This is a genomic window from Gordonia otitidis (genome assembly GCF_020735545.1).
GTDB lineage: Bacteria > Actinomycetota > Actinomycetes > Mycobacteriales > Mycobacteriaceae > Gordonia > Gordonia otitidis.
The window spans coordinates 33,780-48,352 of sequence record NZ_CP085974.1 but is presented as its reverse complement, the minus strand read 5'-3'; the positions used below and the strand labels follow the sequence as shown (position 1 = coordinate 48,352).

15 protein-coding genes are annotated in these 14,573 nt (G+C 64.8%); 10 read left to right on the top strand and 5 right to left on the bottom strand.

The window, feature by feature from the left end; translation table 11 throughout:
* The first annotated feature begins 93 nt into the window (after nt 1-93).
* Both rpsB and tsf read left to right on the top strand, forming a co-directional pair.
* The gene (gene rpsB / locus LK459_RS00235) at nt 94-930 is read left to right on the top strand and encodes a 30S ribosomal protein S2 (protein ID WP_007238539.1); all 837 of its coding nucleotides are present in this window, start codon (nt 94-96) and stop codon (nt 928-930) included.
* A 100-nt stretch (nt 931-1,030) separates the two neighbouring features.
* On the top strand, nt 1,031-1,855 hold the full coding sequence (gene tsf, locus LK459_RS00230) for a translation elongation factor Ts (RefSeq protein ID WP_227921076.1): 825 nt from the start codon (nt 1,031-1,033) through the stop codon (nt 1,853-1,855).
* 86 nt (nt 1,856-1,941) lie between these two features.
* Here tsf and LK459_RS00225 read toward each other — a convergent pair whose 3' ends face one another.
* On the bottom strand, nt 1,942-3,636 hold the full coding sequence (locus LK459_RS00225; RefSeq protein WP_227921075.1) for a DHA2 family efflux MFS transporter permease subunit: 1,695 nt from the start codon (nt 3,634-3,636) through the stop codon (nt 1,942-1,944).
* A 14-nt stretch (nt 3,637-3,650) separates the two neighbouring features.
* Nucleotides 3,651-5,072, bottom strand: coding sequence for a condensation domain-containing protein (locus tag LK459_RS00220; RefSeq protein ID WP_227921073.1), 1,422 nt, complete (start codon nt 5,070-5,072; stop codon nt 3,651-3,653).
* A gap of 516 nt (nt 5,073-5,588) precedes the next feature.
* On the opposite strand from LK459_RS00220, the gene LK459_RS00215 reads away from it, so the two are divergent.
* From LK459_RS00215 to LK459_RS00195, 5 genes are all read left to right on the top strand, one after another.
* The gene (locus LK459_RS00215; protein ID WP_407648684.1) at nt 5,589-6,665 is read left to right on the top strand and encodes an alpha/beta hydrolase; all 1,077 of its coding nucleotides are present in this window, start codon (nt 5,589-5,591) and stop codon (nt 6,663-6,665) included.
* A gap of 53 nt (nt 6,666-6,718) precedes the next feature.
* Nucleotides 6,719-7,672 (top strand): glucosyl-3-phosphoglycerate synthase, encoded by a 954-nt coding sequence (locus tag LK459_RS00210; protein WP_227923994.1) that lies wholly within the window; start codon nt 6,719-6,721, stop codon nt 7,670-7,672.
* 160 nt (nt 7,673-7,832) lie between these two features.
* Nucleotides 7,833-8,573, top strand: a complete 741-nt coding sequence (pyrH, locus tag LK459_RS00205) for a UMP kinase (RefSeq protein ID WP_227921071.1) — start codon at nt 7,833-7,835, stop codon at nt 8,571-8,573.
* Nucleotides 8,574-8,703: 130 nt separating this feature from the next.
* On the top strand, nt 8,704-9,261 hold the full coding sequence (gene frr, locus LK459_RS00200) for a ribosome recycling factor (protein WP_007238531.1): 558 nt from the start codon (nt 8,704-8,706) through the stop codon (nt 9,259-9,261).
* A gap of 20 nt (nt 9,262-9,281) precedes the next feature.
* Nucleotides 9,282-10,163 (top strand): phosphatidate cytidylyltransferase, encoded by an 882-nt coding sequence (locus LK459_RS00195; protein ID WP_227921070.1) that lies wholly within the window; start codon nt 9,282-9,284, stop codon nt 10,161-10,163.
* Here LK459_RS00195 and LK459_RS00190 read toward each other — a convergent pair.
* Both LK459_RS00190 and LK459_RS00185 read right to left on the bottom strand, forming a co-directional pair.
* Nucleotides 10,129-10,287: a hypothetical protein gene (locus LK459_RS00190; protein WP_227921068.1), complete on the bottom strand. Its 159-nt coding sequence runs from the start codon at nt 10,285-10,287 to the stop codon at nt 10,129-10,131. The two genes, LK459_RS00195 and LK459_RS00190, sit on opposite strands and share 35 nt — an antisense overlap.
* 72 nt (nt 10,288-10,359) lie before the next feature.
* Nucleotides 10,360-10,746: a LapA family protein gene (locus LK459_RS00185; protein ID WP_007238529.1), complete on the bottom strand. Its 387-nt coding sequence runs from the start codon at nt 10,744-10,746 to the stop codon at nt 10,360-10,362.
* 30 nt (nt 10,747-10,776) lie between these two features.
* On the opposite strand from LK459_RS00185, the gene rlmN reads away from it, so the two are divergent.
* Entirely contained in the window at nt 10,777-11,889 is a 1,113-nt protein-coding gene (gene rlmN / locus LK459_RS00180; protein WP_039993901.1) for a 23S rRNA (adenine(2503)-C(2))-methyltransferase RlmN, read from the top strand.
* Nucleotides 11,890-11,893: 4 nt separating this feature from the next.
* Here the strand turns inward: rlmN and LK459_RS00175 are convergent, their stop codons facing one another.
* On the bottom strand, nt 11,894-12,166 hold the full coding sequence (locus LK459_RS00175; RefSeq protein WP_007238527.1) for a DUF2631 domain-containing protein: 273 nt from the start codon (nt 12,164-12,166) through the stop codon (nt 11,894-11,896).
* Nucleotides 12,167-12,362: 196 nt separating this feature from the next.
* On the opposite strand from LK459_RS00175, the gene puuE reads away from it, so the two are divergent.
* Together puuE and dxr are read left to right on the top strand one after the other, a co-directional pair.
* The gene (gene puuE / locus LK459_RS00170; protein ID WP_039993895.1) at nt 12,363-13,328 is read left to right on the top strand and encodes an allantoinase PuuE; all 966 of its coding nucleotides are present in this window, start codon (nt 12,363-12,365) and stop codon (nt 13,326-13,328) included.
* An 8-nt stretch (nt 13,329-13,336) separates the two neighbouring features.
* Nucleotides 13,337-14,533 carry a 1-deoxy-D-xylulose-5-phosphate reductoisomerase gene (gene dxr / locus LK459_RS00165; protein ID WP_007238525.1) on the top strand — a complete coding sequence of 399 codons (1,197 nt, stop codon included), beginning with the start codon at nt 13,337-13,339 and terminating at the stop codon, nt 14,531-14,533.
* Nucleotides 14,534-14,573 lie beyond the last annotated feature (40 nt).

Here is a 14,573-nt window from a genome sequence, read left to right as displayed (position 1 = left end):
GCGGTCCCGGACAACCGGGTCCGCGCGAGGCGGGCGCCAGGATCGTCATCACCCCGGTGGCGATGTCAACTGCACACAAAGGATAGAAGACTCATGGCTGTCGTAACCATGAAGCAGCTGCTTGACAGCGGCGCACACTTCGGGCACCAGACCCGCCGTTGGAACCCGAAGATGAAGCGATTCATCTTCACCGACCGCAACGGCATCTACATCATCGACCTGCAGCAGACGCTGACCTACATCGACAAGGCCTACGAGTTCGTCAAGGAGACGGTCGCCCACGGTGGCACCATCCTCTTCGTCGGCACCAAGAAGCAGGCTCAGGAGTCGATCGCCGCCGAGGCCACCCGCGTCGGCATGCCGTATGTCAACCAGCGCTGGCTCGGTGGCATGCTCACCAACTTCCAGACCGTCCACAAGCGTCTGCAGCGTCTCAAGGAACTCGAGACGATGGAGCAGACCGGCGGTTTCGAGGGTCGCACCAAGAAGGAAATCCTGATGCTGACCCGCGAGAAGAACAAGCTCGAGCGGACACTCGGCGGTATCCGGGATATGGCCAAGGTGCCTTCTGCCATTTGGGTGGTGGACACCAACAAGGAGCACATCGCTGTCGGAGAGGCACGCAAGCTCAACATCCCGGTCATCGCGATCCTCGACACCAACTGCGATCCCGACCTCGTCGACTACCCGATCCCGGGTAACGACGACGCGATCCGCAGCGCTGCACTGCTCACCCGCGTGGTCGCCTCGGCGGTCGCCGAGGGTGTCCAGGCCCGCGCCGGTCAGGCCTCTTCGGATGCCAAGCCCGACGCCGCTGCAGGCGAGCCGCTCGCCGAGTGGGAGCAGGAGCTGCTGACCCAGGCTGCCGCACCGGCAGGCGAGGTTGCTGCCGAGGCTCCCGTCGCGACCGAGCCGCCCGCTACCGCCTGAGGCGCGTAGCAGATAGCCACCGGCGGGTGCTCGCGAGACTCGACCCGGGTCTTGCGGGCACCCGCACCTTTTGACACCACGTGAAGGAGGCTCGCCAACGATGGCGAACTACACCGCAGCCGATGTGAAGCGTCTCCGCGAGCTCACCGGCTCAGGAATGCTGGATTGCAAGAAGGCTCTGGAGAACAACGACGGCGATTTCGACAAGGCCGTCGAGGAACTCCGCATCAAGGGCGCCAAGGACGTGGGCAAGCGCGCTGAGCGCTCCACCGCCGAGGGCCTCGTCGCCGCGAAGGGCGGCGCGATGATCGAGCTCAACTCCGAGACCGACTTCGTCGCGAAGAACGCCGACTTCCAGGAGCTCGCCGATCAGGTTCTCGACGCGGCCACCGCTGCCAAGACGAGCGACGTCGAAGAGCTCAAGGCCGCCAAGCTCGGCGACGGCACCGTCGCCGATGCCGTGCAGGCCCTCTCGGCCAAGATCGGCGAGAAGCTCGAACTGCGTCGCGTCGTCTACTACGACGGCCCCGTCGCCGTGTACCTGCACAAGCGTGCGTCCGACCTCCCGCCTGCTGTCGGCGTGCTCGTGTCCTACGAGGGCGATGGCGACGCCGCCGCCGAGGCTGCTCGCAACGCTGCACAGCAGGTCGCGGCCCTCAAGGCGCGTTACGCCACCCGCGACGAGGTTCCCGCCGACGTCGTCGAGAACGAGCGTCGTATCGCCGAGGAGACCGCCAAGGCCGAAGGCAAGCCGGAGAAGGCTCTGCCGAAGATCGTCGAAGGTCGCCTCACGGGATTCTTCAAGGACTCGGTCCTCATCGACCAGCCGTTCGTGAAGGATTCCAAGAAGACCGTCAAGGACGTCCTCGACGAGGCCGGTGCCAGCGTCAAGGCGTTCACCCGCTTCGAGGTCGGTCAGTCCTGACACGACCGCGCCGAGCCATCGGCGCGCATGACAACCGATGCCCGCATCCGAATCCGGATGCGGGCATCGGTGTTTCGTGATCGTGTTCAGTCCGTTGGGCGACGTCCGAGCGCGAGTGACAGCACGGCGATCACACCCCCGAGGATCGCGAGCACCCAGAGGGTCGCCCGAAAAGCTCCGACGAAACTCTGCGCGGCCACGCGTCGACCGGCCACTTTGAGTTCGGGTGCCGCCTGGCGGGCGACCGTGGCCGCGACGCCTTGCTGAGCCGAGCTCGACGTCGAGCATCCCGGCAGCGGGCGCTCCGGATGCGCTGAGGTCAACTGAGCCGATGCGCAATCGGCGAAACGATCGACCACCGCGCCGCGGAACATCGGATCGACCGCAGTGTGCTCGAGCGCGGCCGACAAGTTCGTGCGAGCCGCAGGCACCGCATCCGCCGACTGGGCCGCCACCTGTCCGAAGAAGAAGATGGTGACCACGGCCAGTCCGATCGACGCGCCTATCTGTTGGACTGTCGGCACACAGCCCGACGCCGAACCGATGGTGTTCTCGTTCGTGTCCGACAGGATCGCTGTCTGCAGTGGCGCGATGAAGAAGCCTGTGCCGATGCCGCCGACGACCAGTGGGGTGATCACGGCCGGCACCGACAGCGACGCGGTCTCGGGTGCGAGTGTCGCGGCCAGCCAGGCCAGACCAGCCGACAGAACTGCGACGCCGATGCCCAGCGTGAGCGAGGGGCCGAGTCGACGGACGACGAGCGGCGAGGCCACCGAACCGGTTGCGGCCCCCAGCGCGAATGGCAGGGCGAGCAGACCGGTGCGTAACGCCGAGTAGCCTAGCCCGAACTGCGTTGCCACGGAGACGGTGAAGAAGAATCCGGCGAACACGCTGAAGAACAGCATCGACAGCATCAGGCCCACCGAGAAGCGTCGCGACGCGAAGAGGTCGAGTCGCAGCAGTGGGGCGCCGCCGTGACGGAGCAGTCGATGTTCCGCCACGACGAATAAGCCCAACAGGATGATCGCCGCACCCATCATCACCCACAGGCGCGGTGGCCAACCCTGCTCACGGCCCACCGCCAGCGGATAGAGCAGAAGGAAGAGGCCTGCGGTCGACAGGGCAACTCCGACGAGATCGAGTCGGGGCGAGGACTCGTCGCGCATCCGGGGAAGCCGCCGCGCCGCGAGTACACAGGCGAGCACGCCGATCGGGACGTTGACGAAGAAGATCGAACGCCATCCCCAGCCGAACAGGTCGCCGGTCACCAGAAGTCCTCCGAGCACCGGTCCGAGCATCGCGGCCAATCCCGCGACGGCACCGTAGATTCCGAACACCATCCCGTGCCGCGACTTGGGGAACAGCGCGGCGATGAGCGCGAGCGTCTGCGCAGACATCAGCGCCGCACTCATCCCCTGCGCGCCGCGGCAGATGATCAACTCGAGGGGGCTGCGTGCCAGCCCACACAAGACCGACGTGACAGTGAAGGCGACCATCGCAACGATGAAGAGCCGACGCCGCCCGAGCCGTCCACCGAGCGTCGCTGCCGTCAACAGTGTGCACGCGAAAGCCAGGGTGTAGACGCTGAGCACGAACAGCTGCTCGGAGGTCGAGGCACCGAGGTCGACGGTCAGGTCGGGAAGTGCGATGTTGACGATCGTGGTGTCGAGCATCTGCATGAAAAGTCCGAGCAGACATCCCGCCAGTGCAAGCCATGCAGCACGGGGCGACGTGTCGGCCGACTTGCTCGGGGACACCACCGGCGTGGTGTTGGCCGCCATGAGGCTACGTCCGGTCAGTTCGCGTGCGAAAACTGCGGCTGATAATCGCCCTGGTCGGCCACGATCCGCATGATGTGTTTGACCTTCTCGGCGTACAGGGCGAGTGAGTCGCGGCCCTCGTCGGTGTCCGGAAACAGGAAGCTCATCGAGGTGTGGTCGGTGAATCTGTTGACCCACATGAATACTTCCTCGCTGCTGCCGCGATTGCCGTAGAGGCAGCCGTTGATGGCGTCGAAAAGGTCGACCCCGGGCAGCTTACGGACGTCGATGTAGGAGAACATGGGAACGGTCCAGCCCACCGGGATGTCGATGCCGTCGTCGTTGCCGACCAACTGTGCCACCCGGTGCAGCGAGACGTCGGTGAGTTCTTTGCCTTTCGTGTAGCTCCGGCCGGCCACGGTGGCGATGTCGGTGAAGGTTGCAGCCGGACCCACCCTGATCGGAACGGGAATCAAACTGGTGAACCATCCGACCGAGTTCAACTCGCGCCCCGCGGCCCGTGTGCTCTTGGGTGTCATCGCGAGATACTCTGCCTCGCCGGTGAATTCGCAATACGCGATCGCAGCCACCGCGAGAAGTCCCGCGGTCATGTTGGCACCGTTCTCCTTGCAGGTCTTCTCGAACCTCTGCGCGGCGGCTTCGTCGAACACGCTCTCGGTCACATGTCCACTGCGCGTGTAGCCCTCGGAGTCCGTGCCGAGCGGCAGGGGGAAATGGGGCAGTTCGCCGCCATTGTTGCGAATCAGTTCGATCCACCGGCGCACCTCGTTCGACTCGGGTGTCAGTTCTCGCGAGACCGAGCGCTCGTGTTCGCAATAGCGAAGGTAACTGCCGATCTCGGGAACAGGGTTGTCGAGTCCGAATGCCTCGTTGGAGTAAAGGGTGATCAATTCGACGCAGGTCAGCGCCTGTGAAATACCGTCGGTATTGAGATGGTCGACCGCGGCGTACAAAGTGAAGCCGCCGTCCCATTCGATTGCTCCGAAAGTGAAACAGTTCCATGCGAACGGACCGGGAGTGTTGTCGGACACCAGGGTTCTGATGTCGGCGGGGTTCGCGATGTCACCGTGCTCGGTCGACGACAATTCGACGATGTCGGGGTCGACGACGTGTCGCGCGATGGTGCCGTCTGCTTCGACCGAGAACCAGGAGAGATAGGTATCGTGGCGGCGCAGGAATGTCGTCACCGCGCGCGCGAATGCGTCAGGATCGAGCGGGCTCTGAAAGTCGAAGGCTTCCAAGCAGAGTCGTGAGAAGCGAAAACCCGCGGATTCGTTGCGCAGTGCCGCGTGAAGGTACTCCTCCTGTTGATGCGACGGCGGAACCGGATGGAGGGGTGCTTTCGCTCCCGTGGCAATCGCCTCGGGCGACAGCGTCCAACTCGTCACTCGGCCGGCGCGTGGCTGCCATTCGTCGATCAGCCCGAAATTCACCATCGATACAACCTCAATTCTGTCTGGTGGTCGATGAGTGCATCCCCCGATTTCCCCTCACGCCACGACGGTAAGCGTCACGTCACGCAATATTTCAGCGACGCTACCGCAACAACGCAATTGCGGCAATTGTCGACAGCGACGAAAGTGTGGGGTCGACGACACGCGAAATCTGTTGACCACCAAACGAATCGAAGTGGATCAAATGACCAGGAGTCGCGTATTTCAATAGGTGTGAAAGTGGGTCGATGGACCAACTTCATCAGTAGTGGTCGGCTGCAGAAATGGGTCAAAAGATCAACTTTTCCACGTTTGTGTAACCGGTGGACAATTGGATATCGGGTACGGCACACTGCCCGCATCGGGCTCCTATGTGGTCGTGCGGCTCAATGATTTCCCGATTTCCAAGGATGGCGACGGTGGGGTCGCAACGCATAGGGCCGTGCTCGGCCACGTCCCTTCGGTGGTAGGGCGCGACGGTGTGTCGGCCGGGGCGGGGATCGACATCGTGACACACAGATGAAGTGGGGGAGTCGAGTGAAGTCTGCAATCTGCTTTGCCGATGCGCGCGTCCGTCGTCGGTTGACGTTCGAGACAGGCGTGTGGCGCGCGGGACTCGTGGCGATCGCAGCGGCGGCGTGTGTGTTCGGCGGCGGCGTCGTAGCGGTACCGGAAGCGCTGGCCGGTCCGGAGGAGACGCGGATTGTTGCTCAGAACGTCTTGGCGCCCAACGAGATCGACCTCGAAGTGGCCTCGCCCGCGATGCGACGCGCCGTGCCTGTGAAGGTGATACCGGCTCGTTCCGGCACGGCTGCCCCCACGCTGTACCTGCTCAACGGCGCCGCAGGCGGTGACGGTGGCAGCAGTTGGTTCGATCAGACAGACATCCGTACGTTCTTCGCACACGAAGACGTGAATGTCGTTGTGCCCATGGGCGGTGCCGCAAGCTACTTCACCGACTGGCTGCGCCCGGACGCGAAGCTGGGCGTGCAGAAATGGGCGACGTTCCTGACCGCCGAACTGCCGTCGGTCATCGACGAACGTTTCGGTGGCAACGGGCGCAACGCCATTGCCGGCATCTCCATGGCGGGCACGTCGGTGTTTCAACTGTCGTTGCACGCCCCGACGCTGTACCGGGCGCTGGGATCGTTCAGCGGTTGCGCGCAGACCAGCGATCCCGCGGGTCAGGCGGCGGTGCGGTTGGTCGTCGAGGGGCGTGGTGGTGGGAACACGGTGAACATGTGGGGGCCGCCGACCGCGCCGTCCTGGCGCGAGAATGATCCGTATCTGCACGTGGAGAAGTTCCGCGGCAAGTCGGTGTATGTCTCGAACGGCTCGGGGATGCCCGGTCGCTACGACACGATCGACGGACCCGGGATCGACGGGAGCGGGGAGAAACTCGCCGAGCAGATCGCTGTCGGCGCGGCCATCGAGACGGCGACCGATCAATGTTCCCGGAACCTTGCGCGTCGCATGCGGGACATGGGTGTGCCTGCGACATTCCACTTCTATCAGGGCGGCACGCACGCGTGGCCCTACTGGCAGGACGAACTGCACCGTGCGTGGCCGCAGTTCAAGGCGGCATTGCGGAAATGAGTCAACGACATCCGACCGGGCAGACCTGCGCTGCCGAGGGACATCAGGCATCGATGACGATTTCGGCGTCGCAGGGTTCGGCCACCTGGTTGGAGTCGAACACCTGGGAAAGACCTGACTTCAGGATCGAGGATCTTCTCACGGCAAAGAGGAACGGGAACACGACGGTCTCGGTCGTGCTGCCCGCCCTGAACGAGGAGCGGACCGTTGGCCGGGTCGTCGAGAGCATCATGCCCCTGGTCGGCACGCTGGTCGACGAGCTGGTCGTCGTCGATTCCGGGTCCACCGACGCGACCATCGGGGTCGCACGTGCCGCGGGGGCGAGGGTCGAGTCGCGCGAGTCGGCCCTCGACGGTGTGCCTGTCGTTGAGGGCAAGGGGGAGGTGCTGTGGCGATCGTTGGCGACGACGACCGGTGACATCGTCGCGTTCGTCGACAGCGACCTCGTCGATCCGGATCCCACCTACGTGCCCAAACTGGTCGGCCCGTTGCTCACCACGCCGGAGTTGCGTCTCGTGAAGGGCTACTACCGGCGCCCACTGATGGGGGTCGACGGTGTCGATCCGTCGGGTGGCGGACGGGTCACCGAACTGACCGTGCGGCCGTTGATCGCGGCACTGTGTCCGCAATTGTGCGGGTTGATCCAGCCACTGGCCGGCGAGTACGCCGGTAGCCGGGAGTTGCTGACGTCGATACCGTTCGCTCCCGGATACGGCGTCGAGATCGGGATTCTGCTCGACACGCTCGCAGAGCACGGGGTCGACGCCATCGGTCAGGTCAACCTCGGATGGCGGATGCATCGCAATCGCCCGCTCCACCAACTCGGCCCCATGTCGCGGCAGATCGTCGCGACATTCCTGTCCCGGGTGTCGGTCCCGGATTCCGGCAGCCCCCTGGTCACATTCGCGATGGAGGGCGACGGCACCCACAGCCTGCAGCGGTCGTATCCCGTGCTCGACGACAGACCGGCGTTGCGGAGTCTGTTCGTCGATGTCCGCCGTCGCTGAACTGTGCCATCGGCCCCGACCCCTGTGAGGCGTGGCCCACTGCGCAGAGCGGGGCCGTGGTCAGGTGGCGTCGGAGTGACACGTGGATCGGCAACCTCGATCACGACGAGGGCGGCCTCCCCATAAGATGGACGAGGCGAACCGACGAGTGAGGATGTTGATGAGCGAAACCCCCGATTCCCCCGAGCCCGCACGTAAGGGCTACCACCGCGTACTGCTCAAGCTCGGTGGCGAGATGTTCGGGGGCGGTCAGGTCGGCCTCGACCCCGATGTCCTGAGCACTGTCGCAGACCAGATCGCCGAGGTGGTGAACTCGGGAGTGCAGGTGGCGGTGGTCATCGGCGGCGGTAATTTCTTCCGCGGAGCAGAACTGCAGCAACGTGGCCTCGATCGTGCACGATCGGACTACATGGGCATGCTCGGGACGGTGATGAACTGTCTGGCTCTCCAGGACTTCCTGGAGAAGCGCGGTATCAACACCCGTGTGCAAACGGCCATCACGATGGGACAGGTCGCCGAGCCGTACCTTCCGTTGCGCGCCCAGCGCCACCTCGAGAAGGGGCGCGTCGTGATCTTCGGCGCGGGCATGGGAATGCCCTACTTCTCCACCGACACCACGGCCGCTCAGCGAGCGCTGGAGATCAAGGCGGAGGTGGTGCTCATGGCCAAGGCGGTCGACGGCGTTTACAGTGACGACCCGCGAACCAATCCCGATGCCACGCTGTATCGAGAGGTCACCCACCGCGAAGTGCTCGACAAAGAGCTCAAAGTGGCGGACGCGACGGCTTTCAGCCTCTGTATGGACAACAAGATGCCGATGCTGGTGTTCAATCTGTTGGAAGAGGGAAACATCGCGCGGGCCGTCGCGGGCGAGCGCATCGGCACACTGGTGAGCACGTAGAAGACCTGGGCGAGGGCCGACCAGCCGGGGAGCGGCCCGATCCCATGAGTACGCGATGTTGCGAGCAGCAACCGACAGCGCGAGAAGCAATCGACGAGAACCGGCACGACGACGAGGACCAGGAACCGACATGATTGACGACGCAATGTTCGACGCCGAGGAGAAGATGGAGAAGGCTGTCGGCGTGGCGCGCGAGGACATGGGGTCCATCCGGACCGGCCGCGCCAACCCGTCGATGTTCAACAAGATCCACATCGAGTACTACGGCGCCCTGACCCCCATCACCCAGGTCGCGTCCATCACGACGCCCGAAGCCCGACTGGTCGTCATCAAGCCTTACGAGCCGTCGAACCTCCGTGACATCGAGACCGCGATCCGCAATTCCGATCTCGGTGTGAATCCGACGAACGACGGAAACCTCATTCGCGTTGCCATCCCGCAACTGACCGAAGACCGCCGCAAGGATCTCGTCAAGCAGGCCAAGGGCAAGGGTGAGGACGCCAAGGTCGCGATCCGCAACATCCGACGCAAGGCAGTCGACGAACTCAAGCGCATCCAGAAGGACGGCGAGGCGGGCGAGGACGAGGTGTCGCGCGCCGAGAAGGAACTCGACAAGACCACCGCCGGTTACGTGCACCAGGTCGACGAACTGGTCAAGCACAAGGAATCGGAATTGCTCGAGGTGTGAGCGAGGAACGCGCACAAGCCATGTCCAACGATCCCGCGTCGGACGATTCGACACCGGAACGCCCGGCACCGGCGGAGCAGAAGAAGTCCCGTGCCGGACGAGACCTGCCCGCCGCGCTGGGCGTCGGATTCTCACTCGGCATCGGGATCATCCTGATCCTGCTGTTCGCGCCCAAGCTCTGGTATGTGGTCGTCGCCGTCGCCTTCGCGATAGCCACCTGGGAGGTCACCAAACGCCTGCACGACGGCGGCTACGACGTCGCGCTGATACCGCTGCTCGTCGGTGGGCAGGCGATCATCTGGTCGAGTTGGCCCTGGGGGACGACCGGAGTGCTCGTGGCGTTCGTGGGCACGCTTCTGGTTCTGATGGTGTGGATGTTGCTGGCTCAGGGCATCAATCACGCACCGGTGAACTATCTGAAGAACCTCTCGGCGAGTGTGTTGGTGCTGGCTTGGTTGCCGTTGCTCGCGTCGTTCGGCGCGATGATGGTGGTCCAGGATCACGGCGCCGCGCGTGTGGCCACGCTGATGGTGGTCGTCGTCTGCTCCGACGTCGGGGGCTACGCCGCAGGGGTCTTGTTCGGTAAGCATCCGATGGCACCCGCGATCAGTCCGAAGAAGTCGTGGGAGGGCCTCGTCGGGTCGTTGCTTGTCGGGACGGCGGGAGCGATCGGCTGTGTCGTCCTGCTCCTCGACAGCCAGTGGTGGATAGGCCTGATTCTCGGACCGGTTCTGGTGGTGTGCGCGACCCTCGGCGATCTGGTCGAGTCCCAGATCAAGCGCGATCTGGGCATCAAGGACATGGGTACTCTGCTGCCCGGACACGGCGGCATCATGGATCGACTCGATTCGCTGCTTCCATCAGCGTTCATCGTCTGGGCTGTGCTGACCGCACTTCTGTGACGACCCTGTCCGCGTAGGTCTCCGCGGCGTCGGCAGCGGCGCGCACGTCGGCGAACAGCCGTGACGCCTCTCGCAGCAGCACCGCGGTCAGGATCTCGTTGCGTCCGCCGATCCGGCGATACACGGTGACCCGACCGACTCCGGCGCGTGTGGCGATACTGCAGGTCGACGCGTGACGGGTTGACTCGTCATCGCGTCAGTCGGTGGCGTTCTTGGCCTTCTTCAACGCCCTGTTGAGCTGGAACATGCGGGCGCCGCCGGCCATTGCGACGATCAGCGCGCCCGCGATCGCGGCGATCAGCAGACTCACGCCGACAGGCAGATTGACCTCCCAGAACAGCACGTCGATGCGTTGCGATTCGAGATTCTGCAGGATGAACACGAGCAGCAGGATCGTGATGACGGCACCGACGACCAGACCGACGAACGTCGCGCGTGTGCGGGTGTGCTCGACCTTCTCGATCCTGGTGCGCAATTCCTGCCGTTCGGCGAGCAGAGCCTGGTGCTCGGTGGGGTCGACACCGGGCGACACCTCGGATTCGGTCACGTCGTTGTCGGCCCTGCGCTTGTCGCCGTGGTTCATGCACCCATCATGACATGCGACAATCGATTCATGACGTCATTACCGCTCGTGTTCGAGGCTCCCAAGAAGGGGCTGCCGCCGACACACTTCGCCGACCTCGACGCCGACGGTCGACGCGCGGTGATCAGCGAACTCGGACTGCCGAAGTTCCGTGCCGACCAGCTGGCCCGGCAGTACTACTCCCGCCTCAACGGCGATGTCGAGGAGATGACCGATCTTCCGGCGTCGGCTCGCCCGGCGGTGGCGCAGGCTCTGTTCCCGCAGTTGCTGACACCCGTGCGACATATCGCCTGCGACGACGGCAGCACACGCAAGACGCTGTGGCGCCTGCACGACGGCACGCTCCTCGAGAGCGTGCTGATGCGCTACACCGATCGCAACACGCTGTGCATCTCCAGCCAGGCCGGGTGCGGTATGGCCTGCCCGTTCTGTGCGACGGGGCAGGGCGGACTCGATCGCAATCTGTCCACCGGCGAGATCGTCGATCAGGTGCGTGTGGCCGCCCGAGCGCTGCGCGACGGTGAATTCGGCGACGCGGGCCGGTTGTCGAATGTGGTGTTCATGGGTATGGGCGAGCCGCTGGCCAACTACAAGCGCGTCGTCTCCGCAGTGCGTCAGATCACGGCACCGAGCCCGGAGGGTCTGGGGATCTCGGCGCGCTCGGTGACGGTCTCGACCGTCGGGCTGGCACCCGCGATCCGCAGACTCGCCGACGAAGGCCTGTCGGTCACGCTCGCGGTGTCACTGCACACACCTGACGACGAACTGCGCGACACCCTGGTGCCCGTCAACAACCGGTGGTCGGTGCAGGAGGTCCTCGACGCCGCCCGCTACTACGCCGATACCACCGGGCGTCGGGTGTCGATCGAGTACGCGTTGATCCGCGACGTGAACGACCAGCCGTGGCGGGCCGACATGCTCGGCAAAAAACTGCACAAAGCTCTCGGATCACGGGTTCACGTGAACCTGATCCCGCTCAACCCCACTCCTGGATCGCAGTGGGATGCCAGCCCCAAGGACGTCGAGCGGGAGTTCGTCCGGCGGGTGCGTGCGCAGGGAGTCTCCTGCACGGTGCGTGACACCCGTGGACAGGAGATCGCCGCGGCGTGCGGTCAGCTCGCGGCGGAGGAGACGACGAGCTAGCCGCTCAGCTCCACTTCTTCTTCTTGAACATCTTGTAGAGCAGGATGAACGCGAGGATGACCGCGATGACCACCAGGTAGATGTCCTCGACGTGGCCGACCTGGTTGCCGATCAGCATGAACAGCAGCGCGGCAACGCAGAACCACCCGGCGGCGTACGCCGTCTTGGTGGCGGTCCCGTGCCAGCCGAACCGGGCAGAGGGGGCGTCGGCGGGCTCATGCTTCCAACCGGTGTCGATCTGCTCGTGCTTGTCGTGCTCGACCTCGGTGCTTGCCACGGTGGCTCCTCACTGCCAAAGGACTGACATTTCACTGCCCAACAACTGACGTGACGGCGCTCCGGTGCCGGAGCGGATCGAGTCGGCCGACAATGCCACGGCCGTCTCTGACGATCAGTAGTAGTTCACGATGAGCATAGCGGCAGCCCCCACGCCCTGTCGCACGGCCACGCTCGATGTGGGGGAGAATGCCGCCATGCTTCCGACGACACGCTCTCTCGCCGACTACCGCACCGAGGACTACCCGCGCGACATGATCGGGTACGGACGTACCACTCCTGATCCGCAGTGGCCCGACAACGCGAAGATCGCCGTGCAGTTCGTCCTCAACTACGAGGAGGGCAGCGAGAACAACGTCCTCGAGAACGATCGTGGTAGTGAGACCTTCCTGTCCGAGATGGTCGGTGCGCAGTCGTTCCCCAACCGGCACATGAGCATGGAGTCGCTCTACGAGTACGGGTCCCGCGCGGGCGTATGGCGCATTCTGCGCACGTTCTCCAAGCGCGGTCTGCCGCTGACCATCTTCGCCGTCGCACAGGCGATGGCCCGCAACCCCGAGGTGGCCGCCGCGTTCGTCGAACGTGGTGACGAGATCGCCTGTCACGGGTATCGCTGGCTGAACTACCAGATGGTCGACGAGCACGTAGAGCGGGAGCACATGCGGGCGGCGATCGAATTGCTCACCGAGATCACCGGTTCACGACCGCTCGGCTGGTACACCGGTAGGGACTCGCCCAAGACGCGCGATCTCGTTGTCGAGTACGGCGGATTCGCCTACGACTCCGACAGCTACGCCGACGACCTGCCGTACTGGGTACGGGTGCCGCGTCGCACCGACGGGGTCATCGAGGAAGTCGATCACCTCGTCGTGCCGTACACGATGGACACCAACGACATGCGGTTCGCCTCGCCGGGAGGATTTCCGTCGGGAGAACAGTTCTACACGCATCTGCGTGACGCCTTCGACGTGCTCTACCGCGAAGGCGTCGAGGGGTCGCCGAAGATGCTGTCGGTCGGTCTGCACTGCCGTGTCGTCGGGCGGCCCGCGCGGTTGGCGGCGCTCGAACGCTTTCTCGATCACGTGCAGTCGCACGACGGCGTGTGGATTCCGCGGCGGATCGAGATCGCCGAACACTGGCGCACGGTGCACCCGCCTGCGTGAAGTGGCCGGTGAGTGACAATGGTCGGGTGAGCACACGCGTACTGATCCTCGGCTCGACCGGCTCGATAGGGGTGCAGGCCCTCGAGGTGATCGCAGAGCACCCCGACCGCTTCGAAGTCGTCGGACTCGGCGCGGGCGGAGCCTCACCCGACATCCTTGCCGCCCAGGCCCGCGCGACCGGATTGGCCCCCGACCGGATCGCAGTCGCCGATCCCGTTGCCGCGGAGAAGCTCGCGGTCGATCTCGGCGACGGTGTACTCGGCGGTGACGGTGGTGCCGGTGACGAGGCGATGTGTCGACTCGTCGAGTCCGTCGACGCCGACGTCGTGCTCAACGCGATCGTCGGGTCGATCGGGCTACGACCGAGCCTGGCCGCGTTGGAATCGGGAGCCCGACTGGCGCTCGCAAACAAGGAGTCACTCGTAGCGGGAGGAGCACTGGTTCTCGACGCCGCGGCACCCGGACAGATCGTCCCCGTCGACTCCGAGCACTCCGCGATCGCGCAGTGCCTGCGCGCCGGGACCGCCGACGAGGTGTCACGCCTGGTGTTGACGGCCTCCGGCGGACCGTTCCGAGGGTGGACGCGCGAGCAACTCGAGAACGTCACACCCGAGCAGGCGGGCAAACATCCGACGTGGTCGATGGGGCCCCTGATCACACTGAACTCAGCCACGCTCGTCAACAAGGCACTCGAGGTGATCGAGGCCCACCTGCTCTTCGACGTCGACTACGACCGGATCGACGTCACGGTGCACCCTCAATCGATCGTCCACTCCATGGTGACCTTCGTCGACGGCGCGACGATCGCCAAGGCCTCGCCGCCGTCGATGAAGCTGCCGATCGCGCTGGCCCTCGGTTGGCCCGACCGTGTCCCGGGGTCGTCGATCCCCTGTGATTTCTCCACCGCGTCGTCGTGGACGTTCGAGCCGGTCGACAACGACGTTTTTCCCGCGATCGATCTGGCACGCGAGGCCGGTCGCGCGGGCGGCAGCCTGACGGCGGTGTTCAACGCCGCCAACGAAGCGGCGGCCGCGGGCTTCTTCGCCGGTCGTATCGCATTCCCGCGAATCGTGGGGATCATCGCCGATGTGCTCGCCGTCGCAGATGAGTGGCGTGCACAGCCAGGTACTGTGGAGGAGATTCTGGCCGCCGACGCATGGGCCCGTGAGCGCGCCGCTCAGCTCGTCGCACGCGCATCCGACTGACGGCAGGCCACCGGACGAAGGTCTGCAACGGGATCGTCGA

Coding starts and splice junctions, on each gene's coding strand:
- rpsB (WP_007238539.1), top strand. CDS start 94: ATGGCTGTCGTAACCATGAAGCAGCTGCTTGACAGCGGCGCACACTTC.
- tsf (WP_227921076.1), top strand. CDS start 1,031: ATGGCGAACTACACCGCAGCCGATGTGAAGCGTCTCCGCGAGCTCACC.
- LK459_RS00225 (WP_227921075.1), bottom strand. CDS start 3,636: ATGGCGGCCAACACCACGCCGGTGGTGTCCCCGAGCAAGTCGGCCGAC.
- LK459_RS00220 (WP_227921073.1), bottom strand. CDS start 5,072: ATGGTGAATTTCGGGCTGATCGACGAATGGCAGCCACGCGCCGGCCGA.
- LK459_RS00215 (WP_407648684.1), top strand. CDS start 5,589: ATGAAGTGGGGGAGTCGAGTGAAGTCTGCAATCTGCTTTGCCGATGCG.
- LK459_RS00210 (WP_227923994.1), top strand. CDS start 6,719: ATGACGATTTCGGCGTCGCAGGGTTCGGCCACCTGGTTGGAGTCGAAC.
- pyrH (WP_227921071.1), top strand. CDS start 7,833: ATGAGCGAAACCCCCGATTCCCCCGAGCCCGCACGTAAGGGCTACCAC.
- frr (WP_007238531.1), top strand. CDS start 8,704: ATGATTGACGACGCAATGTTCGACGCCGAGGAGAAGATGGAGAAGGCT.
- LK459_RS00195 (WP_227921070.1), top strand. CDS start 9,282: ATGTCCAACGATCCCGCGTCGGACGATTCGACACCGGAACGCCCGGCA.
- LK459_RS00185 (WP_007238529.1), bottom strand. CDS start 10,746: ATGAACCACGGCGACAAGCGCAGGGCCGACAACGACGTGACCGAATCC.
- rlmN (WP_039993901.1), top strand. CDS start 10,777: ATGACGTCATTACCGCTCGTGTTCGAGGCTCCCAAGAAGGGGCTGCCG.
- puuE (WP_039993895.1), top strand. CDS start 12,363: ATGCTTCCGACGACACGCTCTCTCGCCGACTACCGCACCGAGGACTAC.